Source organism: Paenibacillus radicibacter, from assembly GCF_024721995.1.
Classification (GTDB): Bacteria; Bacillota; Bacilli; order Paenibacillales; family NBRC-103111; genus Paenibacillus_AM; species Paenibacillus_AM radicibacter.
In genome coordinates, this window is the sequence record NZ_JANQBC010000004.1 from 143,406 (window position 1) to 159,706 (window position 16,301).

Below are 16,301 nucleotides of genomic sequence, written 5' to 3' on the forward strand. Positions count from 1 at the left end.
TTGCCTTTATTTTCTGTATAATAAGGGTAAGGCTTTTCTTATTTAGCCACATAGTTTGATCAGACTTCCCAAATACTACATAAAGCTGTTTAAAGGGGGCTACTTACCTTGAGTAAAATATTAATCGTTGAAGACGAAACGAAAATTGCACGTGTTCTGCAATTGGAATTGCAATATGAAGGCTATGAGGTCGGTCATGCAGAAGATGGACGTAAAGGGCTTGAGATGGCGCAAGGAGGCGATTGGGATCTCATTCTCTTAGATATCATGCTGCCGGAACTCAGCGGCCTAGAAGTACTGCGTAGGGTTCGACAGACCAATACAACTGTACCTGTTATTCTGCTTACCGCGCGTGATGCTGTTCCAGATCGGGTATCGGGCCTTGATCAAGGCGCGAATGATTATGTCACGAAACCTTTTGCCATTGAAGAATTATTGGCTCGCATTCGTAATTTACTGCGCATCACAACTAAGATTACTTCTGCGGAGTCTGATCAATACTTAACGGTCGATGACTTGCAGATGAATCCACGCAGCCGTGAAGTGACGCGTGCCGGTAATTCCATTGAACTAACGCCTAAGGAGTTCGAGCTTCTTCATTACTTAGTTGAGCACAAGGGTGAAGTGCGTACACGTGAGGACATCATTTCCGATGTGTGGGGCTATGACTTTGTTGGGGATACGAACATTGTGGATGTCTACATCCGTTATTTGCGTCAAAAAATTGAGAAGGGCTTCCCTACCAAGATCATTCACACGCTGCGCGGTGTCGGTTATCTCATAAAGGATAGTGACGGGAATGAGTCTTAAACTAAAGCTCACGCTCCTGCTTTCCTTTTGGCTAATCATTATTCTGATCTTGTTCAATATCTTTGTGTTCTACTTCTTCGTGAACGCATCTGCCAATTCCGAGATCGAATTATTGCAGAAGAAAGCGGCTACGTTAATTGAGAAACGGCTACTGGACAAGCCAGAATTTTGGAAAGACCCCACGCTGATCAAAGAATTTTTACTACCTAGTGAAATGATTCGTATCATTGATAAAAACTCGAATGTGAAGCATGTCCTTGGCGCCGAAGATTCCTTAACCAACACGCCCGCCAAATTTGCCAATCTGAATCACCCGGCTTCTTCACTCAAGTTCAATCCTTGGAAGGGCTTTGTGGTGTTTATTAAAGTCCCTATTGTGGATAAGAATAATGAGCCTGAAATTCTGGAGATGGGACGGCAACTCGAGACACTCGATAAATACATTACGATGCTGATCTCCATTCTAGCATTCGCCTCTATCGGTGCGATTATCGTCTCACTTGTAGGTGGTTATTTCTATGCGAAGATCATCTTTGATCCGATCAAAAAGCTCGCACAGACGATGGAAGCAATTCAGAAAAGTGGTACATTCCGCCGTATCGAAATCGCCTCTTCTGAGCGTCACAATGAGATTTCACAACTCGGTATGACCTTTAATGAGATGATGGGTCGCTTAGAAGAAACGTTTGAGAAACAGAAGCAATTCATTGCGGATGCTTCTCATGAGCTTCGCACACCGCTAACGATTATTGAGAGCTATGCCAACTTGCTTCGCCGCTGGGCAGCCAATGATCCCAAGCTTCGTGAAGAAGCGCTTGAGGCGATTCATTCTGAAGCCATTCGTCTGAAAGAAATGACACGCAACTTACTTACAATCATGGATACGGATGAAGCTGAGCGTATGAAGTGGGTTCCTTTTGACTTAACAGCCCTTATTAATTCGACTGCATCATCCATTCAGCATACATTTAACCGTCCGATTCATACCCAATTTATCAACGACGACGATACGCCTCTAACCATGGTTGGAGACCCAGAGAAGATCAAACAATTGTTAATTATTCTCCTAGATAATGCAATAAAATACAGTAAAAAACCGATTCATGTCGTCGTAGAAAAAGAACAGCGCCACCTCAAGATCGAAGTGATTGATGAAGGGATTGGAATTCCAGAGGAAAGCATTCCTCGCCTTTTCGATCGGTTCTACCGGGCAGATAAAGCACGAAATCGAAAGTCCGGCGGAGTTGGCCTAGGCCTTGCTATTGCTGAGAAAATCGTCACTATTCATGAAGGAACAATCGGCTATACAAGCAAGGTTGATGTCGGCACAACTGCGACTATTCGGGTACCTAGGAAAGATTAATTATGTAAGCATTTGTATTTTTAATCACTTTTTAATCGGTTTTTAATAAAAGCTCTGAAACCCGCGCCACGCCCAGATTTCACTCATTTTTGTTAAAAATACCCTGGGAATTCATTTGCTATACTTGGGTTGTTCGAAAAGACAACTAGACGCCCCAGGAGGTACCAAATGAATACAACTACGAAAACAACGATGATGAATAGATGGGCAAAGCGCATTACTGTACTAACTATCAGTTTTACGATTGCTTTCTCCGGTATGTTCGTAGCTTTACCAGGATCAGCAAACGCTAAAGCAGCTGAGAAGAACCAAACAGAATCGAAAGCTAAAGCGAAGAATGACACTACTAATAAAACCAGCTCTGCTGATAAGACAGCAGCTAAACAAGATACAGTCGCAGACGTTGCATACAGCAGCAACACAAGCCAAGTCGATCAATTATTGAAACATGCGGCGAAATACTTGGGCACACCTTATAAATTCGGTGCTTCCGCTAACCAAACCAAAACGTTTGACTGCTCTAGCTTCACCCTTCAAATGTTTAAAAAATTTGGCGTGAAGCTAGAGCGTACAGCTCGTGCACAAGCGAAGCAAGGTAAATATGTTGCACGTAAGAATTTGCAGAAAGGTGATCTTGTATTCTTCAAAATCCCTTCCCGTCCGTATGATGTTGGACATGTTGGTATCTATGTTGGTAACAACACGATGATCCACGCTTCTGGTTCCAAAGGTGTTACGTACTCCAAGATTACTGGATATTGGGACAAGAACTACCAAACTGCACGTCGTGTTGCCCTATAATCATTCGTATTCATAGATAACTTCTCATAGATGATAGAATAGATTTTCAAACCGAAAGAGCTCATGCTGCTGAAGCATGGGCTCTTTTTCATGTCTATTTTTAAATAACTAGTACGTATAATTAGCCCCTATTCAGGCAATGCTTGCAAATAGATAGATTAATAGATTCATATAAAGGAGCTACTCCTAATGAAACGATCCTTTGCATTCATAACATGTCTAATCATTACATTGCTCGTCATATGGAACAAGCAAGCAGCTGAAACCTCACAACCAATTGAACGAACTCCAACGCAAGATTTAACGATACTCATGGGGCAGTCTAAGCCTCTTATCGATAACAGCATTACACCCGCGAATATCACAGCGAAGCTAGGTGTAACTTACCAAACCTATAAGAGTATATCCGATCTTGAAACACAAGGCGCGAAATTATGTACACAATTTAAGCTTCCTACAGGCATGCTATCTGAAGAAGAGGGACATCCTACTTATACATGTACGAAGCAAATAGATCCGATGGAAATTACACTTAAAGTCGTTGGAATGTCTGATAATCAATCCTATTTACTGGTAAAAGGTACATCGTTACACACAGAGGGTATGCAGCCATTACTCCAATGGATTGATCAAGCGGATCACATACTGTTAGGTGAGAAGATTCAGGGGAAGTGGAACTTTCTTGTTAAGGGATTACAAATTCAAGATGTGAACACAGCTTCAACTGTACTCTCACAAATTGAGGATCAATTCCAAGCGACAGAAGTTGAGCGTTATGCCGATAATCGTAGTGTTGTTATTTCGTATGACACCAAATTATTGAATGAAGTCGTTCACAGCGGTAACAAACCCGTCAAACTTCAAGTATCTATGCACTTAGATTCGCAGTCGAACAATTGGTTTATTACACTAGGTACACCAATGATCACAGGAGAATTCTAACAGATCGGAGCAACCATCATGTCAGTCACCCCATCTACGTATCGGGATAAAGGAAAGTACTTGATCATTATCGTTCTCTTACTCGGACTATTCCTTCGTCTGCATTATATTGCGAATACGGAATTCGAACCTGTGAACTGGGATCAGAAAAACTACACGAACATGGCGATTCAAATTATCGAAAAAGGCATCTATGGCTACCTGCGTGAAGAATCCAATACACTTGTAACCCCGGGATTTCCTATATTCCTTGTTGGGGTTTTCTCTATATTCGGCTACTCCGATATTCAGGAAACACACATGATTGTGCGTTATATCCATGCCTTTATGTCCATCATATATATGTGGCTCATTTATCGCATTGGCCAAGAGCTATTTAATCGACCAACTGGATTATTAGCCGCTTTATGTGCAGCGGTTTATGGCACATATGTATGGATGGCCTCACTCATCTTAACAGAGACGATCTTCCTGACGAGTTTCTTAGCACTCCTCTATTTTCAAGTACGAATACTGAAATACAATCACTTTCTGGATCATATTTGGGGCGGAATCCTTCTTGGCATCACTGTCCTCATCAGACCTAATGCCATAATCATTGCGGCTACACCTTATATCTTCCTTATGATTCGTCACAGGCGGATTTTATTTCGGCAAATCATATGGGGTGTCAGTACCTTTGCCGTTGTAATGCTTCCGTGGTGGATTCGCAATATAATTACGTTCCATGAACTCATACTTGTCTCCAAAGGCGGCTCCGCCAATCCTTTCTTAGGCGGTACAGACCCTTACTTAAAAGGGACAATTCCTTGGAACAATATTAAACCAGAAGATGAGATGGCAGAGGGTATTCGACGGGTCAAGGAAGGCTTTCGAACTGATCCATGGTTATGGATCAAGTGGTATACCATCGGCAAGATCAATAATATGTTCATCAAGACGATGTACCTCGGACCTTATCCGAGCTTCGTACCTTATTGGTATGAGAAATGTTTAAAGGGTCTCCATTACGCACTTGTCTACTTCGGCTTCGCAGGCGGTTTCTTGGCATCCTTCTGGAATCGAAATGCGCTGTTCCTGTATATTAATTTCTTGCTATTCCTTGGTGTGCAATTGCTCTTCATCCCTGAGGCGCGCTATACCATTGGGATGATGCCGTTTCTCATGATCCTATGTGCGTATCTTGCGCAGCTTGTCTGCCGCGGTGTTGTGCATTTAGTCAGAAGGTAAGGAGGCACCTATGTCTACACTCATTATTATTCCTGCCTATAACGAAGAAGGTTCCATTCACTCGGTTATTCACGCCATTAAGCGCACACATCCCGAAGTCGATATTGTCGTCATTAATGATGGTTCACGAGATCGTACAGTCCAAATCGCTGAAGCAACCGGACTTGCGCATGTGATCACCATGCCCGTCAACGTCGGTATTGGTGGTGCGATGCAGACTGGCTACTTGTATGCACTTCGTCATGGTTATGATATTGCCGTACAGATGGATGCAGACGGACAGCATGATCCCGAATATTTGGCTCCACTCCTCCGAGGTATTGAAAGTGGAGAAGCAGATTGCATGATTGGATCGCGTTTTGTGGAGAAAACCGAATACCGCTCCAGCCTTTCACGCCGAATTGGTATCCTCTTCTTCTCTTGGCTCATCTCGATTAGCACGAAGAAGCGATTTACAGATCCGACTTCTGGATTTCGCGCTGCGAATCGCCAGGTGATCGAAGTGTTCTCCAATTATTACCCGGATGATTACCCGGAAGTGGAAGCCATCGTCTTGTTGGAACGGCTGGGCTTCAACGTTAAGGAGGCTTCTGTCTTGATGCATAGCCGTGAGACGGGGATGTCCTCCATTACACCCATTAAATCTGTGTATTACATGCTCAAAGTATCACTGTCCGTACTTATGACCTTACTGCGAACGCGTAGGAGAGCTAAAGCATGATTATTTTTCGTATATCGATCGCATTCTGTTTGGTGTTCTTAATTATCGTTATTGAGCTTATACGCCGCAAAAAGCTGGAGGAGCGCTATTCGATCCTCTGGTTTGTTGTGGGTATTATTATGTTGATTCTGTCCTTGTTCCCAAGGATGCTCGAGCAGATTGCGCGACTTCTTCATGTCGTATATGCGCCCTCCGTACTCTTTTTCCTCGGGTTCATATTCTCGCTTATCATTATCTTGCATCTAACAACCGTCATCTCACGTATGCATCGCAAAATGACCCGCCTCATTCAAGAGGTCGCTTTACTTAAACGCGAACAAGAAGATATGGATCCTGTAAACAAAAAAACCTGATCGATTATGCGACAGGTTTGTAAGCAAGCCTCTATGTTAGTCCCCGTTCCCTACTTTTTCTACAATATGTTTAGAAGGTACCGGCTGTAATGGTACCGTTATATATTGATAAATAATGCCAAAGAAAATTAAACATATTAAGATGATCCCCACATAACTCCATACGTGTCTTTTCAAAATTCGATGTCCTCCTACAAACTTGTCGACTGAAAAGGTAGCTATCCACCTACAAAGTTACATCATTCGACTTATTTCCGCACCGAAAAGTAAATCAGTAAACACCGCATATTTTTTGCGCTATGAGGGGTATTTCGTTGATCTTTAATTGCGTTAATCTTTGGTTTAATTCTTCGTATCTACCCAACCCTTACGATGGGCATAAATCGCAAGTTGTGTGCGATCTTCCAGAGAACATTTCATAAGTAGGTTGCTGACATGTGTCTTCACCGTCTTAATACTAATAAACAACGCGTCCGCAATGTCTTTGTTCGTCTTCCCGTCCGCGATAAGGGTTAGAACTTCTTTCTCACGGAGCGTCAAACCTTCCGTATCATCTTGCTGGGTTGTACGCTGTCTAAGTCCACGTGTAAGCGCAAGTGAAATCTCAGAATTCATTGTGGGGATGCCCTGTGCTGCGTTCTCAATGACGCGAATAAGTTCATCGGAGGAGACCGTTTTGAGCACATAGCTCAACGCTCCCGCTTCCACTGCTTTCACGACCTTATCTTCTTCAAGGAACGATGTTAGCATAATGATATGAATATCCGGGAATCTGCTACTCATCTCCCCCGTCGTCGTAATTCCATCCATCACAGGCATCGATAGATCCATTAAGACAACATGCGGTTGTTCCTCTACTTTCATTGCGGCAATCTGATTAAGCGCATCTTGTCCATTGGATGCCTCAGCAATTACTAAGAATCTGGGGTCTAGCATAATGTAAGTTTTGAGTCCCATTCTAACCATCTGATGATCATCGACTAACATCACTCGAATTGCTGTACTCATTGTTCATTCTCCTCTTCTCTTCTATCTTCTGGATCTGTGAACTTCGGTATTTGTACTTTCACTCTTGTCCCTGCATCTATCTTACTGATCACTTGTGCGTCACCACCAAGTTTCTGAGCACGTTCGCGTATTGTATTCAATCCATGTGAGGTATTCGCAATGCTGTTACGATCGAACCCAACACCATCATCCACAAGCTGCAATACATATTGATGCTCATATTCATGGAAGCTAAGTGTCACATGCGAGGCAGCGGCGTGTTTCACCACATTCGCCATCGTCTCTTGAATAATGAGGAACACTTGATGTTCAATCGCTTCCGATTCAATCTCATCATGAAGCTCTACATTCATGACCCCTTGCAGACCATTGGCGCGGCAATAGTCGGGAAACCACTTCTCGAGCGCTTCTTCAAGTGACGTCCCATCGAGTTCAATCGGCCTGAGCTGCGTAATCAGACCTCGCATTTGCTTCTGTGCATGGTTAGACATTGCGATAAGCTGCTCCATAACACTGGAGACAGCTTGGGGGTTCATTTCGATCATTTTCGGTAAAGAGGAAGCAGACATATGGATCGCGAACAGCTCTTGGCTTACCGTATCATGCAGATCACGCGCAAGACGTCTACGCTCTTCAAGCACAGCCTCCTCCACAATTTGCTGCTTCTCAACCATATCTTGCATCCCGATCTTCTGCAGCAGTGCCGTTCGCTCTTCAAAGCTTGCTGCCATGTTATCGAATGCTTCATAAATGTACTGAAACGCTTCGTCAGACTCTTCTTTCAAACGATTCTTATAATTCCCTTTGGACAGTTCCAGCATCGCTAGATACAGTGTATCCATACGACGCTGTACACTTCTGCCCTCCCAATACCCAATGACTTGACCAAGCAGAATCAGGAGCAAGGCCCAGCTGACTTTGGACTCCACAGCTAGGCTGTTATCAGGAAAGAAGTAGTACAGAGCGATAAAACTTGCTACAGTTACGAGTAGACTTAGGATAAAGAAACTTGCCATGATCCGCCACTTGATATTCATTCCCCGAATTCTCAGCATCCGTTCACCTTACCCAATCTTCTTGACGCGAACATCACCGATAAACATGCTAACGTTCACACGTAATTTGCGAGGTGCATCTTCATAGAATGGCGTCTGCATATTCATTGAACGCATGAATCCATCCTCATGTCTTTCGAATACCCGCATATCACCAATAAAGCTGTTTACTGCTACTTTTACTTCAATATCCATATCATTCGGAACTAGAATCTTCACATCCCCAATGAATGCAGAGATATTAAGTTTCGTCTCCCCATATGGGATGCTTGCTGTTGTCAGATCAATCGTCGTATCGCCAATAAAGCTAGAGATATTCATCGGGTGAAGCTCCCAATACTCCCCGCCTCTGCCCATATGCACGTCCCCAATAAAGGTACTGCGGTTCTCTGTCTTCCCTGTGGAGTACGTATTCACATAATGATAATTAGGTTTCGTATCATATTTCTTCGAATGTGGTGCTCCAGTGGCGCCTATATCGTAATCTTCTTCTTTATACTCTTTATAACCTTTGTAAGAATGATCCTCTTTGTAATCATAACGAGATTCATCGTAGTCGTACTTGGATTTTTTTTTGCCACGTCCGAATATCACTCTAAGCCCTACCACAATCAAGATCACTGGTAGCATATAACGGAAAATATCACTAAAGCTGAATTCCGACCAGCCTAAGTGTCTGGATAGGAAGATGGATCCGATCACAATCATCACAATACTCCCTATACTTGCGCCAAATCCATAATTCCGTTGTGCTATAAGCCCGCGTAATCCAAAGTAAATAAGAATCACTGGCCAGAAAGTACTGATGATTTCCCTGATGCTTAAATTAATGTGTATGACGCCTGTAAAGTGTAACAAGAACAAGACGCCAATCCCTATCAATACAAGCCCTGTTAGCCCTCTTTCTAAAAATCGTAGGTTCATGACCTTAACCTCCACTGTTTTCCATCAATTATTTAATGTTATTGTACAAAAAATTCCTGTCCACTTCTAGATTCTTAAGATTGAATTCAATCTCAGTCTCGAGACTGATGTGCTTTTGCATACCATACTTATTAAGGTCTTTGTGGTTCTTGTAATCCTCATTATATTCCATAGATTCCATTACAAAACCTTTCTTTGTCACTGCGATTTTCTTTCCGAATACGACGATACTCATCGTTCATTCCTCCAATTAATGGTTTATAGTTTAAGTGCTAAAAAAGTAAGTTTAGAGCACTGCTGAGAACAGTAGCACTTCCGGTCTCCGTGAAATCGTGAATTCTGAATTTATTTTATGGTATTTTCACTCTTTCAAAGTCGAGCGCTCCGCTCCTCCAGTGCCACTGTTCTCATCCGTTGACTTACTTTTCAGCGCGTTTCTTATAAACCAATTATAAAATACATCGCATGCTGCTCACAGATTCTAGAGGTTGAACTAGAGGTCAGTCTTCAGAATGAAAATCTTCTACGACTTTCGTTCTTAAGGCTTGTATATGCGTAAAAAAGCGACCACTAGGGTCGCTTCATATTGGATTGCTATCCGTTACAGTTACAAGTGGATTCCACTCACGAGCTTATCTACTACGATATGAATATCGAACTTCGCCTTCGGATATTGTTCGTTCCAGTCAATCTTCTTCCATACTTTTGGATAATAAGCAATTAGGCGTCTGCCAACAGCAAGACCATCGAAGTTTTGCTTTTGCATTTTCTTAATGACCTTCCGCGCTTCTTTGGTTAATTCTTGGGTCAGCATCTTCTTCACATTCTCCTCCCCCATCGAGATATAACCCTCTTCATTTAATATTTCCACTTTCAAGTGCATCGTTAACGTTACATTCACTTGCCCGCTATCTTCTGCTTTCACTTTATATTTGCGCTTCGATTTAATTAATTCGAAAGATAAGGGAGACACGAGCTTACCGTCCGTTTCATTGTTATTTAATGTGTACCTGAAGTCGTTGGAAAAAGCATCCTTCATAAGCAGATACAGCATACCTTCTTCTTTCTTTAACGTACCGATCATCTTCTCATCTTTAAAAAGCGCAAGACCATCAATGACAATTTGATCATCTTGTATCGAGAGTAAAGGCACACCAAAGTCTTCACCAGGATCGACAATCGTCTTCGTCTGTAGGTGAGTCGGCGGAACGACGGTATTCTTCTCGGCATTATCAATGAGCTTCTCATAATATTGAGAAATAAGCTGAGAACCGATTTTTTGTAGCCTAATGAAGTCTTCACCCCTACCTCGAATGACACTGATTCGTGAGTTAATCGATACAGTAGGATCCCAATAGAACGTATCTAATGCTTCATTAATCCCCTTTCGCGCCATATCTTCACCAAACAAGATACCTCGAATTCGCGATAAGCTTAAATAACCGGGAGATTTATCTTTGAGCTGCTCAATGGCGTCAAATGCGCTTTTACCGCTCGCGGTGGATACAACATTGCTTTCCTTCGGGTCTTTTTCCGTTAAAGGTGTATCACTTAAAGTCGCAGCTACATGTACTTTCCGCTCGTCTTCCTTCTCTACATCAAACGCAATTAAATAAGGGATAGCGCGATCTCTAAGCAGCTTCTGATCCCAACATCCGGTAAGTAAGAGCAGCATGCAACATGCAACTAGAACTCTCATACGTATCAAGATGTACCAAGATGTCGTACGTTTCATCTGAATGCTCTCCTTTACTTGAATCGTTTGCGAATCTTGGTTGTAATCAGCGCAAGTAATGGGATGATCAAGACGGTGAAGAATGAATAGTACGTGGAGAACAAAGCCATCGAATCTTTGATCGACTCGATCCCCCATAAGAAGGACATACCTAGAATGATCAACGACATGATGAGTATGAACGGTTTGTGGTCTTTTTTCCCAAATATTGTTGCCGTACCAACAGCACCCATGAATAAGTAGAGCGTAATGGAAGTGATCGACAGCACCGTCCACAGCGATAGGAAATATAGATCAGAGCGCATAATATTCCGAACGCTGACGGCTTTTAGCATGTATAGTACCGGTTCTGAAATATGTTCAAGTTCATCTCCTGTAAAAAAAGAAAAGCAGATGATTGTGATAAATAAGTAGTAAAATGCGGTGATCGTCATCGATAAAGAAACGGATTTGCGAATCTGCTTATTCGTACCATTAACAAATGGATATACAACAAGCAAAATTTCAAATCCTAACATGGATTGAACGGTAGTCTTGGCGCCATCCAGAATAGAAGGGATATCCGTTTGGTAAATGGGCAGCAAATACAACCATTCACTATATTGAATGGCAAAGATCGGGATGATAAACAGCAGTGGAACGATTAAATTAATAATCACAATGAATCGAGCGATGATCCGCAAAGATTCTATAGCTAAATAAATGCATACAAGCAAGATAAGTATGATCAGAACAACCATAGGCGTCCTGGGGAGGATCCACTTTCGAAGGATTTGGCTATTCTGATAAAAAAATTGACTTACTGCAATAATGCAATACAGAATATAGACGATATTTAGGACTAACCCTATCTTCTTCCCAAAAACAATCGGTAGAAACTCATAAACATGTTTTCCAGGATATTGTTTGCAAAGTGCACAAAGCATATAGATAAGGAGCAGTACCCCTAATAATACAAGGATAATGGAAATCCACGCATCAACTTTTGTTGTTTTGTAAAGTCGATGCGGTAGTTGTAGAATAGCAATCCCGATCGTAACTTGCATGACCATATGAAAGAGCTGCGTTCGTGTAATTGTGGACTGCTGATTCGGTTGCTGGCTCATGATTGATCCTCTTTGGTGTTAGTCGATGGTGGTTTCTCTTGCACATCGTTAGGTAACTGTTGAACCGCTTGTATCGGTGCACGAATAAATGTATCTAGGAAGTTTTTGATCCTCATCGGACTAAGTGGGAACAAGTACGGTCGACCTAGTGGCTCTAGCTTGCATAGATGAATAAGCAGAATCAACACAATCGCAACGATGCCGATAAATCCAAATAAGGAAGCCATAAACATGATCGGGAATCGAATTACACGAATGGAAATCGACATTTCATGATTCGGCACCACATAAGTAGCCAAGGCAGTCATCGCAACTACGACGATCATCACAGAAGAGACAAATCCAGCATTAACGACCGATTCACCAATAACTAAACCACCTACGATACCGATCGTCGAGCTAATTGGACCTGGCAATCGAATACCTGCCTCACGAACTAACTCGATCGTGAACTCAAGGAATAACGCTTCCACAATAGGTGCAAACGGAATACGAAGCAAGTTCGCTTTGACAACCGTGAACAACCCTTCTGGAATAATCTCGCTATGAAAAGAAGTTACAGCGATATAGAATGCAGGCAACAGAATCGCAATCAAAAAGCTAAAAAATCTTAACAATCTGATAAATGTTGCCGGAATCCAGCGAATCGCATAATCATCTGTACTTTGATAGAACGAGAAGAAACTGACCGGAAGCACGAACGCACAGGCTGTTCCTTCCACAAAAATGATCACTCGACCTTCAATCAGATTGGCACAAGACCGATCCGCACGCTCCGTCGTTAATATTTGGGGAAAAGGGGAATACGGATTATCTTCGATAATCTCATGAATGATGTTGCCTGGAATTATATCTTTCATCTGGATCGATTGAATCCGATTTTCGATTTCTTTGACGATCTTTGGACAAGCGGTATTTCCCATGTACATGACAGCAATCTTGGTATCCGTTGTGCTCCCCACTTGATAATAGCGCACGGTAAGATCGCGGTTATGGATTGTTTTGCGAATCAGCTGTAAGTTTGTATTCAGATCTTCAATAAACCCCGTATGAGCCCCATAGATCACTTTTTCATTAGGTGGTTCTTCAGGAGTTCGTGCTAAGGCCGCTACTGCTGCGAATGCATATCCTTGTGAGGACCCTTCAATAAAGAATAGTGCGAACCCACGTAATAAATGAGAGATTAATTGTTCAATGTTGGTTTCATATTTGAACTTCAGTGTCGTTACAATATCTTCAGGCGTGTCGATCTGATCAGCCTTAAGTAAGCGATTTATAATATCGGTTTTGATAATATTCGGGTCGCAAATCCCTTCTAGATAGATCAGCTGTGCGGTTGTTCCTTTTTTCGTAAACGTACGGGTTTGCAGATCATCAGTTTGAAATAAAGCTTGCTGAATATACGCTAAATTACTTGCAAGATCGGAGGTTACCAGAACTGTCTTGGAATTCGCATTCGTATTGCCCGATGACTGCTTCTGATTGTTGGGCGATTTGGACTGAGACTGAAATATTGATTTCCAAAATTCCATCCGTTAACCCCCTCTCTTGGTGTCAATTTTTCATCGAGAATTGCCTTATGGCAAGTAAGCCGCTACTTCGAATCTGTGATGAAATTAAAAATCATCGAGTCTGTGAGCATTTCAGTAGGTGCATGGTTGTCTGTTAATAGAAGTGCGGAGTTGTATTGTCCCTTCTCCACACGCTTCATTTGATCCCAACGCGATAAGTCCAGTTTTTGTAGAGGACTATTCTTGTCAATCTTGCTTAAATCATTGACATCAAGCTCATGAAGCGCCCCAATGACCATATAGTTATTGATACCAGAAGACTTGATCATATACGTGTAAGGGAACACAGCATCAATTGTCTTGATCATGGATGTCAGTAGCTTAGAGTCGGGTGTAGTCGCATTAATATTTAAGGCTACTAATCCTTGATCAGTTGTATGTTCTTTAAGCGTCTTGAAGAACTCTACAGTCGATAAGTGAGCCGGAATATAAATTTGATTCGAATAGCAGTCAACGATAGTGATGTCATACTTTTTGTTCGCATTGTTAATGAACACACGCGCGTCCTGCGAGACAATCTCTGCATCTTCCTGCTTTAATCCGAAGTAATCATAGCTTAACTGCACGACTGCAGGATCAATCTCCACTCCCGTCACTTTAAGATCAGGCAACTGCGGTTTCACATATTGTCCAAGTGAGCTGGCTATGGTTCCGCCTGCAGAACCTAATATGAGCAGTTCTCGAGGCTTGTCCACTAAGAATGGAAGCGATAAATAGTCATTGTAATAATCGTTACTATTTAGTGCATTAGTCGCGCGTTTAATAGACTGTATCCCACCGCCCTCATTATAGACAAGCGAGATATCACCTTGTCGATCTTCTGTTACTTTTACAAATTGATAAAATGTATCCCCTGACCACAGTACTTTCTCACCTGCAGCCATGGTCATGTTGCCACTTGTCAAATAGTAAGACAACAGAGGTATTATTACGAGAATTGCAAGCCAGCTTTTTCCCCACTGACGCAGTCCCCAGCTACTAACAAGAATCAACGCAGCTGACCAAATATAGATCGATTCTTTCGCACCGATGAACGGAATCGTAAGCATAGCCGTACCGAAAGTACCGACTAAGCTGCCGAGTGTAGAGCACGCATATAAATTTCCAGCAACCTTACCTAAATCGCTCGTTTGTCCACTTAGTAGACGGATCGCAAAGGGACTAACCATCGCAAGCAGGAAGATTGGTGGTGCAAATACAATAAGTACGGCAAAGAAGGAACAGAAAATGACCCATACCGGCGTATTCATAATACCTTTAGATAAGAGTGGGAAGATTAGATCACCCCATAAAGGTAGCAGTGCTACGAATGTACCCGATAGAAGCGTTAGCATCATTAATAGCTTGCCACTCGGCCATTTATCTGCCCATCTCCCCCCAACAAAGTAGCCAATTGCAAGCGACAGCAAGCAAAGTCCAATAATATTCGCCCATACGATCATCGAAGTACCGAAATACGGGGCTAGGAATCGAGAAGCTGCAATCTCAATCGCCATTACAGAAGCACCTGTAACAAACACATAGAAGTAAAGAAAACCAATTCGTAATGGATTACTCATGAATACGTACACCTCAGTTTCTTAGTTGTAAAAAAATATGTAATATATGAGACTTACGCTAGTATATGCTATTTTACAATTTTAATAAAATTAAGGGAAAATTTAAAAAAGCGACCCTAAGGGCCGCTTGCACGGTAAATTAATATTCCACGATCATCCAGTACTACGTAGTGCTTAGCTGCACTTATTTTTCTTTGACGGCTTTCAACATTTCACCAATGGCACCGATCGAACCTAATGTCTCTACTGCACGAGTAGGAATAAATACTTTATTCGCTGGGCCTTTGGACATTTCTTGAAGCGCTTCGAAAGATTTGTAAGTTAGAATGCTTTCATCCAATCCCGCTTCCTTGAGCATCTCAATCCGATTCCGCTCTGCCTCTGCGACGGCACGAATCGCTTTCGCCTGACCAACTGCTTCAAGCTCTTGCGCTTGACCTAGACCTTCTGCCTCACGAATACGTGCTTCTTTATCCCCTTCTGCCTTGAGGATCTTACTTTGCTTATCCCCTTCAGCACGAAGAATCATGTCTTGCTTCGCTGCTTCTGCTTCCAATACAATTGCACGCTTACTTCGCTCTGCTTTCATCTGCTTATCCATTGCTTCTTGTATATCAATTGGCGGCTTGATGTCAATGACCTCGACACGCTCGATTCGCACGCCCCACTTTTCCGTTGCCTCATCCAGTGCAACACGGATTTCCAATGAAATTTTCTCACGACCCGATAAAGTTTCATCCAGTTCCAACTTACCAATAATTTGACGCATCGTTGCAGTTGAGATATTACGAACCCCATATACATAATCGGAAATGCCGTATGTAGCTTGTTCCGGCCCTACAACTTGATAGAAAATAATCGTATCGATCTGTACCTGTACGTTGTCTTTGGTAATCACCGTTTGCGGCGGTACGTTCGCTTGTTGAATCCGCAAATCATGATACTTGCGCACTTGATCAATAACTGGAATGACAATGTTCAGACCTGGATGCAGCAATCGGTTGAACTTCCCGAGTCTCTCAATAACCCCCACACGCTGTTGCGGAACAATCTTAATCGTTAATGCAGCAAATACGATGACAAAAACAACAATAATTCCTATTAGAATCCACATTGACATTGA

Annotated in this window: 16 protein-coding genes; 7 read left to right on the top strand and 9 right to left on the bottom strand. The window is 42.4% G+C overall.

All coding sequences use genetic code 11. The features are described from left to right. The first annotated feature begins 108 nt into the window (after positions 1–108). The 7 genes from NV379_RS10780 to NV379_RS10810 all read left to right on the top strand — a co-directional run bounded on the left by NV379_RS10780 (position 109) and on the right by NV379_RS10810 (position 6,220). Positions 109–810 carry a response regulator transcription factor gene (locus NV379_RS10780; protein WP_258207320.1) on the top strand — a complete coding sequence of 234 codons (702 nt, stop codon included), beginning with the start codon at positions 109–111 and terminating at the stop codon, positions 808–810. Next, positions 800–2,173 carry a sensor histidine kinase gene (locus NV379_RS10785; RefSeq protein WP_258207321.1) on the top strand — a complete coding sequence of 458 codons (1,374 nt, stop codon included), beginning with the start codon at positions 800–802 and terminating at the stop codon, positions 2,171–2,173. Before NV379_RS10780 ends, NV379_RS10785 begins: the two co-directional genes overlap by 11 nt. A gap of 168 nt (positions 2,174–2,341) precedes the next feature. Continuing rightward, positions 2,342–2,974 (top strand): C40 family peptidase, encoded by a 633-nt coding sequence (locus NV379_RS10790; protein ID WP_258207322.1) that lies wholly within the window; start codon positions 2,342–2,344, stop codon positions 2,972–2,974. Positions 2,975–3,163: 189 nt separating this feature from the next. Further along, a complete protein-coding gene (locus tag NV379_RS10795; protein WP_258207323.1) occupies positions 3,164–3,916 on the top strand; it encodes a YwmB family TATA-box binding protein in 753 nt (250 codons plus the stop codon). Between the two features lie 18 nt (positions 3,917–3,934). After that, positions 3,935–5,146: an ArnT family glycosyltransferase gene (locus tag NV379_RS10800; RefSeq protein ID WP_258207324.1), complete on the top strand. Its 1,212-nt coding sequence runs from the start codon at positions 3,935–3,937 to the stop codon at positions 5,144–5,146. Between the two features lie 10 nt (positions 5,147–5,156). Then, positions 5,157–5,867, top strand: coding sequence for a glycosyltransferase family 2 protein (locus NV379_RS10805; protein WP_258207325.1), 711 nt, complete (start codon positions 5,157–5,159; stop codon positions 5,865–5,867). Further along, positions 5,864–6,220, top strand: coding sequence for a DUF2304 domain-containing protein (locus NV379_RS10810; protein ID WP_258207326.1), 357 nt, complete (start codon positions 5,864–5,866; stop codon positions 6,218–6,220). Before NV379_RS10805 ends, NV379_RS10810 begins: the two co-directional genes overlap by 4 nt. Positions 6,221–6,562: 342 nt before the next feature. On the opposite strand, the gene NV379_RS10815 is transcribed toward NV379_RS10810, so the two are convergent. The 9 genes from NV379_RS10815 to NV379_RS10855 all read right to left on the bottom strand — a co-directional run bounded on the left by NV379_RS10815 (position 6,563) and on the right by NV379_RS10855 (position 16,298). Further along, the gene (locus tag NV379_RS10815) at positions 6,563–7,228 is read right to left on the bottom strand and encodes a response regulator (RefSeq protein ID WP_258207327.1); all 666 of its coding nucleotides are present in this window, start codon (positions 7,226–7,228) and stop codon (positions 6,563–6,565) included. Continuing rightward, on the bottom strand, positions 7,225–8,283 hold the full coding sequence (locus NV379_RS10820) for a sensor histidine kinase (protein WP_258207328.1): 1,059 nt from the start codon (positions 8,281–8,283) through the stop codon (positions 7,225–7,227). Before NV379_RS10820 ends, NV379_RS10815 begins: the two co-directional genes overlap by 4 nt. Before the next feature lie 9 nt (positions 8,284–8,292). Then, entirely contained in the window at positions 8,293–9,207 is a 915-nt protein-coding gene (gene liaF, locus NV379_RS10825) for a cell wall-active antibiotics response protein LiaF (RefSeq protein ID WP_258207329.1), read from the bottom strand. Between the two features lie 28 nt (positions 9,208–9,235). Continuing rightward, positions 9,236–9,442: a hypothetical protein gene (locus tag NV379_RS10830; RefSeq protein WP_258207330.1), complete on the bottom strand. Its 207-nt coding sequence runs from the start codon at positions 9,440–9,442 to the stop codon at positions 9,236–9,238. Between the two features lie 372 nt (positions 9,443–9,814). Further along, positions 9,815–10,942, bottom strand: coding sequence for a Ger(x)C family spore germination protein (locus NV379_RS10835; RefSeq protein WP_258207331.1), 1,128 nt, complete (start codon positions 10,940–10,942; stop codon positions 9,815–9,817). 14 nt (positions 10,943–10,956) lie between these two features. Next, the gene (locus NV379_RS10840; RefSeq protein WP_258207332.1) at positions 10,957–12,048 is read right to left on the bottom strand and encodes a GerAB/ArcD/ProY family transporter; all 1,092 of its coding nucleotides are present in this window, start codon (positions 12,046–12,048) and stop codon (positions 10,957–10,959) included. Further along, positions 12,045–13,580 carry a spore germination protein gene (locus NV379_RS10845; RefSeq protein ID WP_258207333.1) on the bottom strand — a complete coding sequence of 512 codons (1,536 nt, stop codon included), beginning with the start codon at positions 13,578–13,580 and terminating at the stop codon, positions 12,045–12,047. Before NV379_RS10845 ends, NV379_RS10840 begins: the two co-directional genes overlap by 4 nt. Before the next feature lie 62 nt (positions 13,581–13,642). Next, the gene (locus tag NV379_RS10850) at positions 13,643–15,178 is read right to left on the bottom strand and encodes a spermidine synthase (protein ID WP_258207334.1); all 1,536 of its coding nucleotides are present in this window, start codon (positions 15,176–15,178) and stop codon (positions 13,643–13,645) included. Positions 15,179–15,362: 184 nt separating this feature from the next. Beyond that, positions 15,363–16,298 (bottom strand): SPFH domain-containing protein, encoded by a 936-nt coding sequence (locus NV379_RS10855; RefSeq protein WP_373426103.1) that lies wholly within the window; start codon positions 16,296–16,298, stop codon positions 15,363–15,365. Positions 16,299–16,301 lie beyond the last annotated feature (3 nt).

Excerpts from the sequence above, each read along its gene's own strand:
- NV379_RS10785 (WP_258207321.1), top strand. The coding sequence starts at position 800 with ATGAGTCTTAAACTAAAGCTCACGCTCCTGCTTTCCTTTTGGCTAATC.
- NV379_RS10790 (WP_258207322.1), top strand. The coding sequence starts at position 2,342 with ATGAATACAACTACGAAAACAACGATGATGAATAGATGGGCAAAGCGC.
- NV379_RS10795 (WP_258207323.1), top strand. The coding sequence starts at position 3,164 with ATGAAACGATCCTTTGCATTCATAACATGTCTAATCATTACATTGCTC.
- NV379_RS10800 (WP_258207324.1), top strand. The coding sequence starts at position 3,935 with ATGTCAGTCACCCCATCTACGTATCGGGATAAAGGAAAGTACTTGATC.
- NV379_RS10805 (WP_258207325.1), top strand. The coding sequence starts at position 5,157 with ATGTCTACACTCATTATTATTCCTGCCTATAACGAAGAAGGTTCCATT.
- NV379_RS10810 (WP_258207326.1), top strand. The coding sequence starts at position 5,864 with ATGATTATTTTTCGTATATCGATCGCATTCTGTTTGGTGTTCTTAATT.
- NV379_RS10815 (WP_258207327.1), bottom strand. The coding sequence starts at position 7,228 with ATGAGTACAGCAATTCGAGTGATGTTAGTCGATGATCATCAGATGGTT.
- NV379_RS10820 (WP_258207328.1), bottom strand. The coding sequence starts at position 8,283 with ATGCTGAGAATTCGGGGAATGAATATCAAGTGGCGGATCATGGCAAGT.
- liaF (WP_258207329.1), bottom strand. The coding sequence starts at position 9,207 with ATGAACCTACGATTTTTAGAAAGAGGGCTAACAGGGCTTGTATTGATA.
- NV379_RS10830 (WP_258207330.1), bottom strand. The coding sequence starts at position 9,442 with ATGAGTATCGTCGTATTCGGAAAGAAAATCGCAGTGACAAAGAAAGGT.
- NV379_RS10835 (WP_258207331.1), bottom strand. The coding sequence starts at position 10,942 with ATGAAACGTACGACATCTTGGTACATCTTGATACGTATGAGAGTTCTA.
- NV379_RS10840 (WP_258207332.1), bottom strand. The coding sequence starts at position 12,048 with ATGAGCCAGCAACCGAATCAGCAGTCCACAATTACACGAACGCAGCTC.
- NV379_RS10845 (WP_258207333.1), bottom strand. The coding sequence starts at position 13,580 with ATGGAATTTTGGAAATCAATATTTCAGTCTCAGTCCAAATCGCCCAAC.
- NV379_RS10850 (WP_258207334.1), bottom strand. The coding sequence starts at position 15,178 with ATGAGTAATCCATTACGAATTGGTTTTCTTTACTTCTATGTGTTTGTT.
- NV379_RS10855 (WP_373426103.1), bottom strand. The coding sequence starts at position 16,298 with ATGTCAATGTGGATTCTAATAGGAATTATTGTTGTTTTTGTCATCGTA.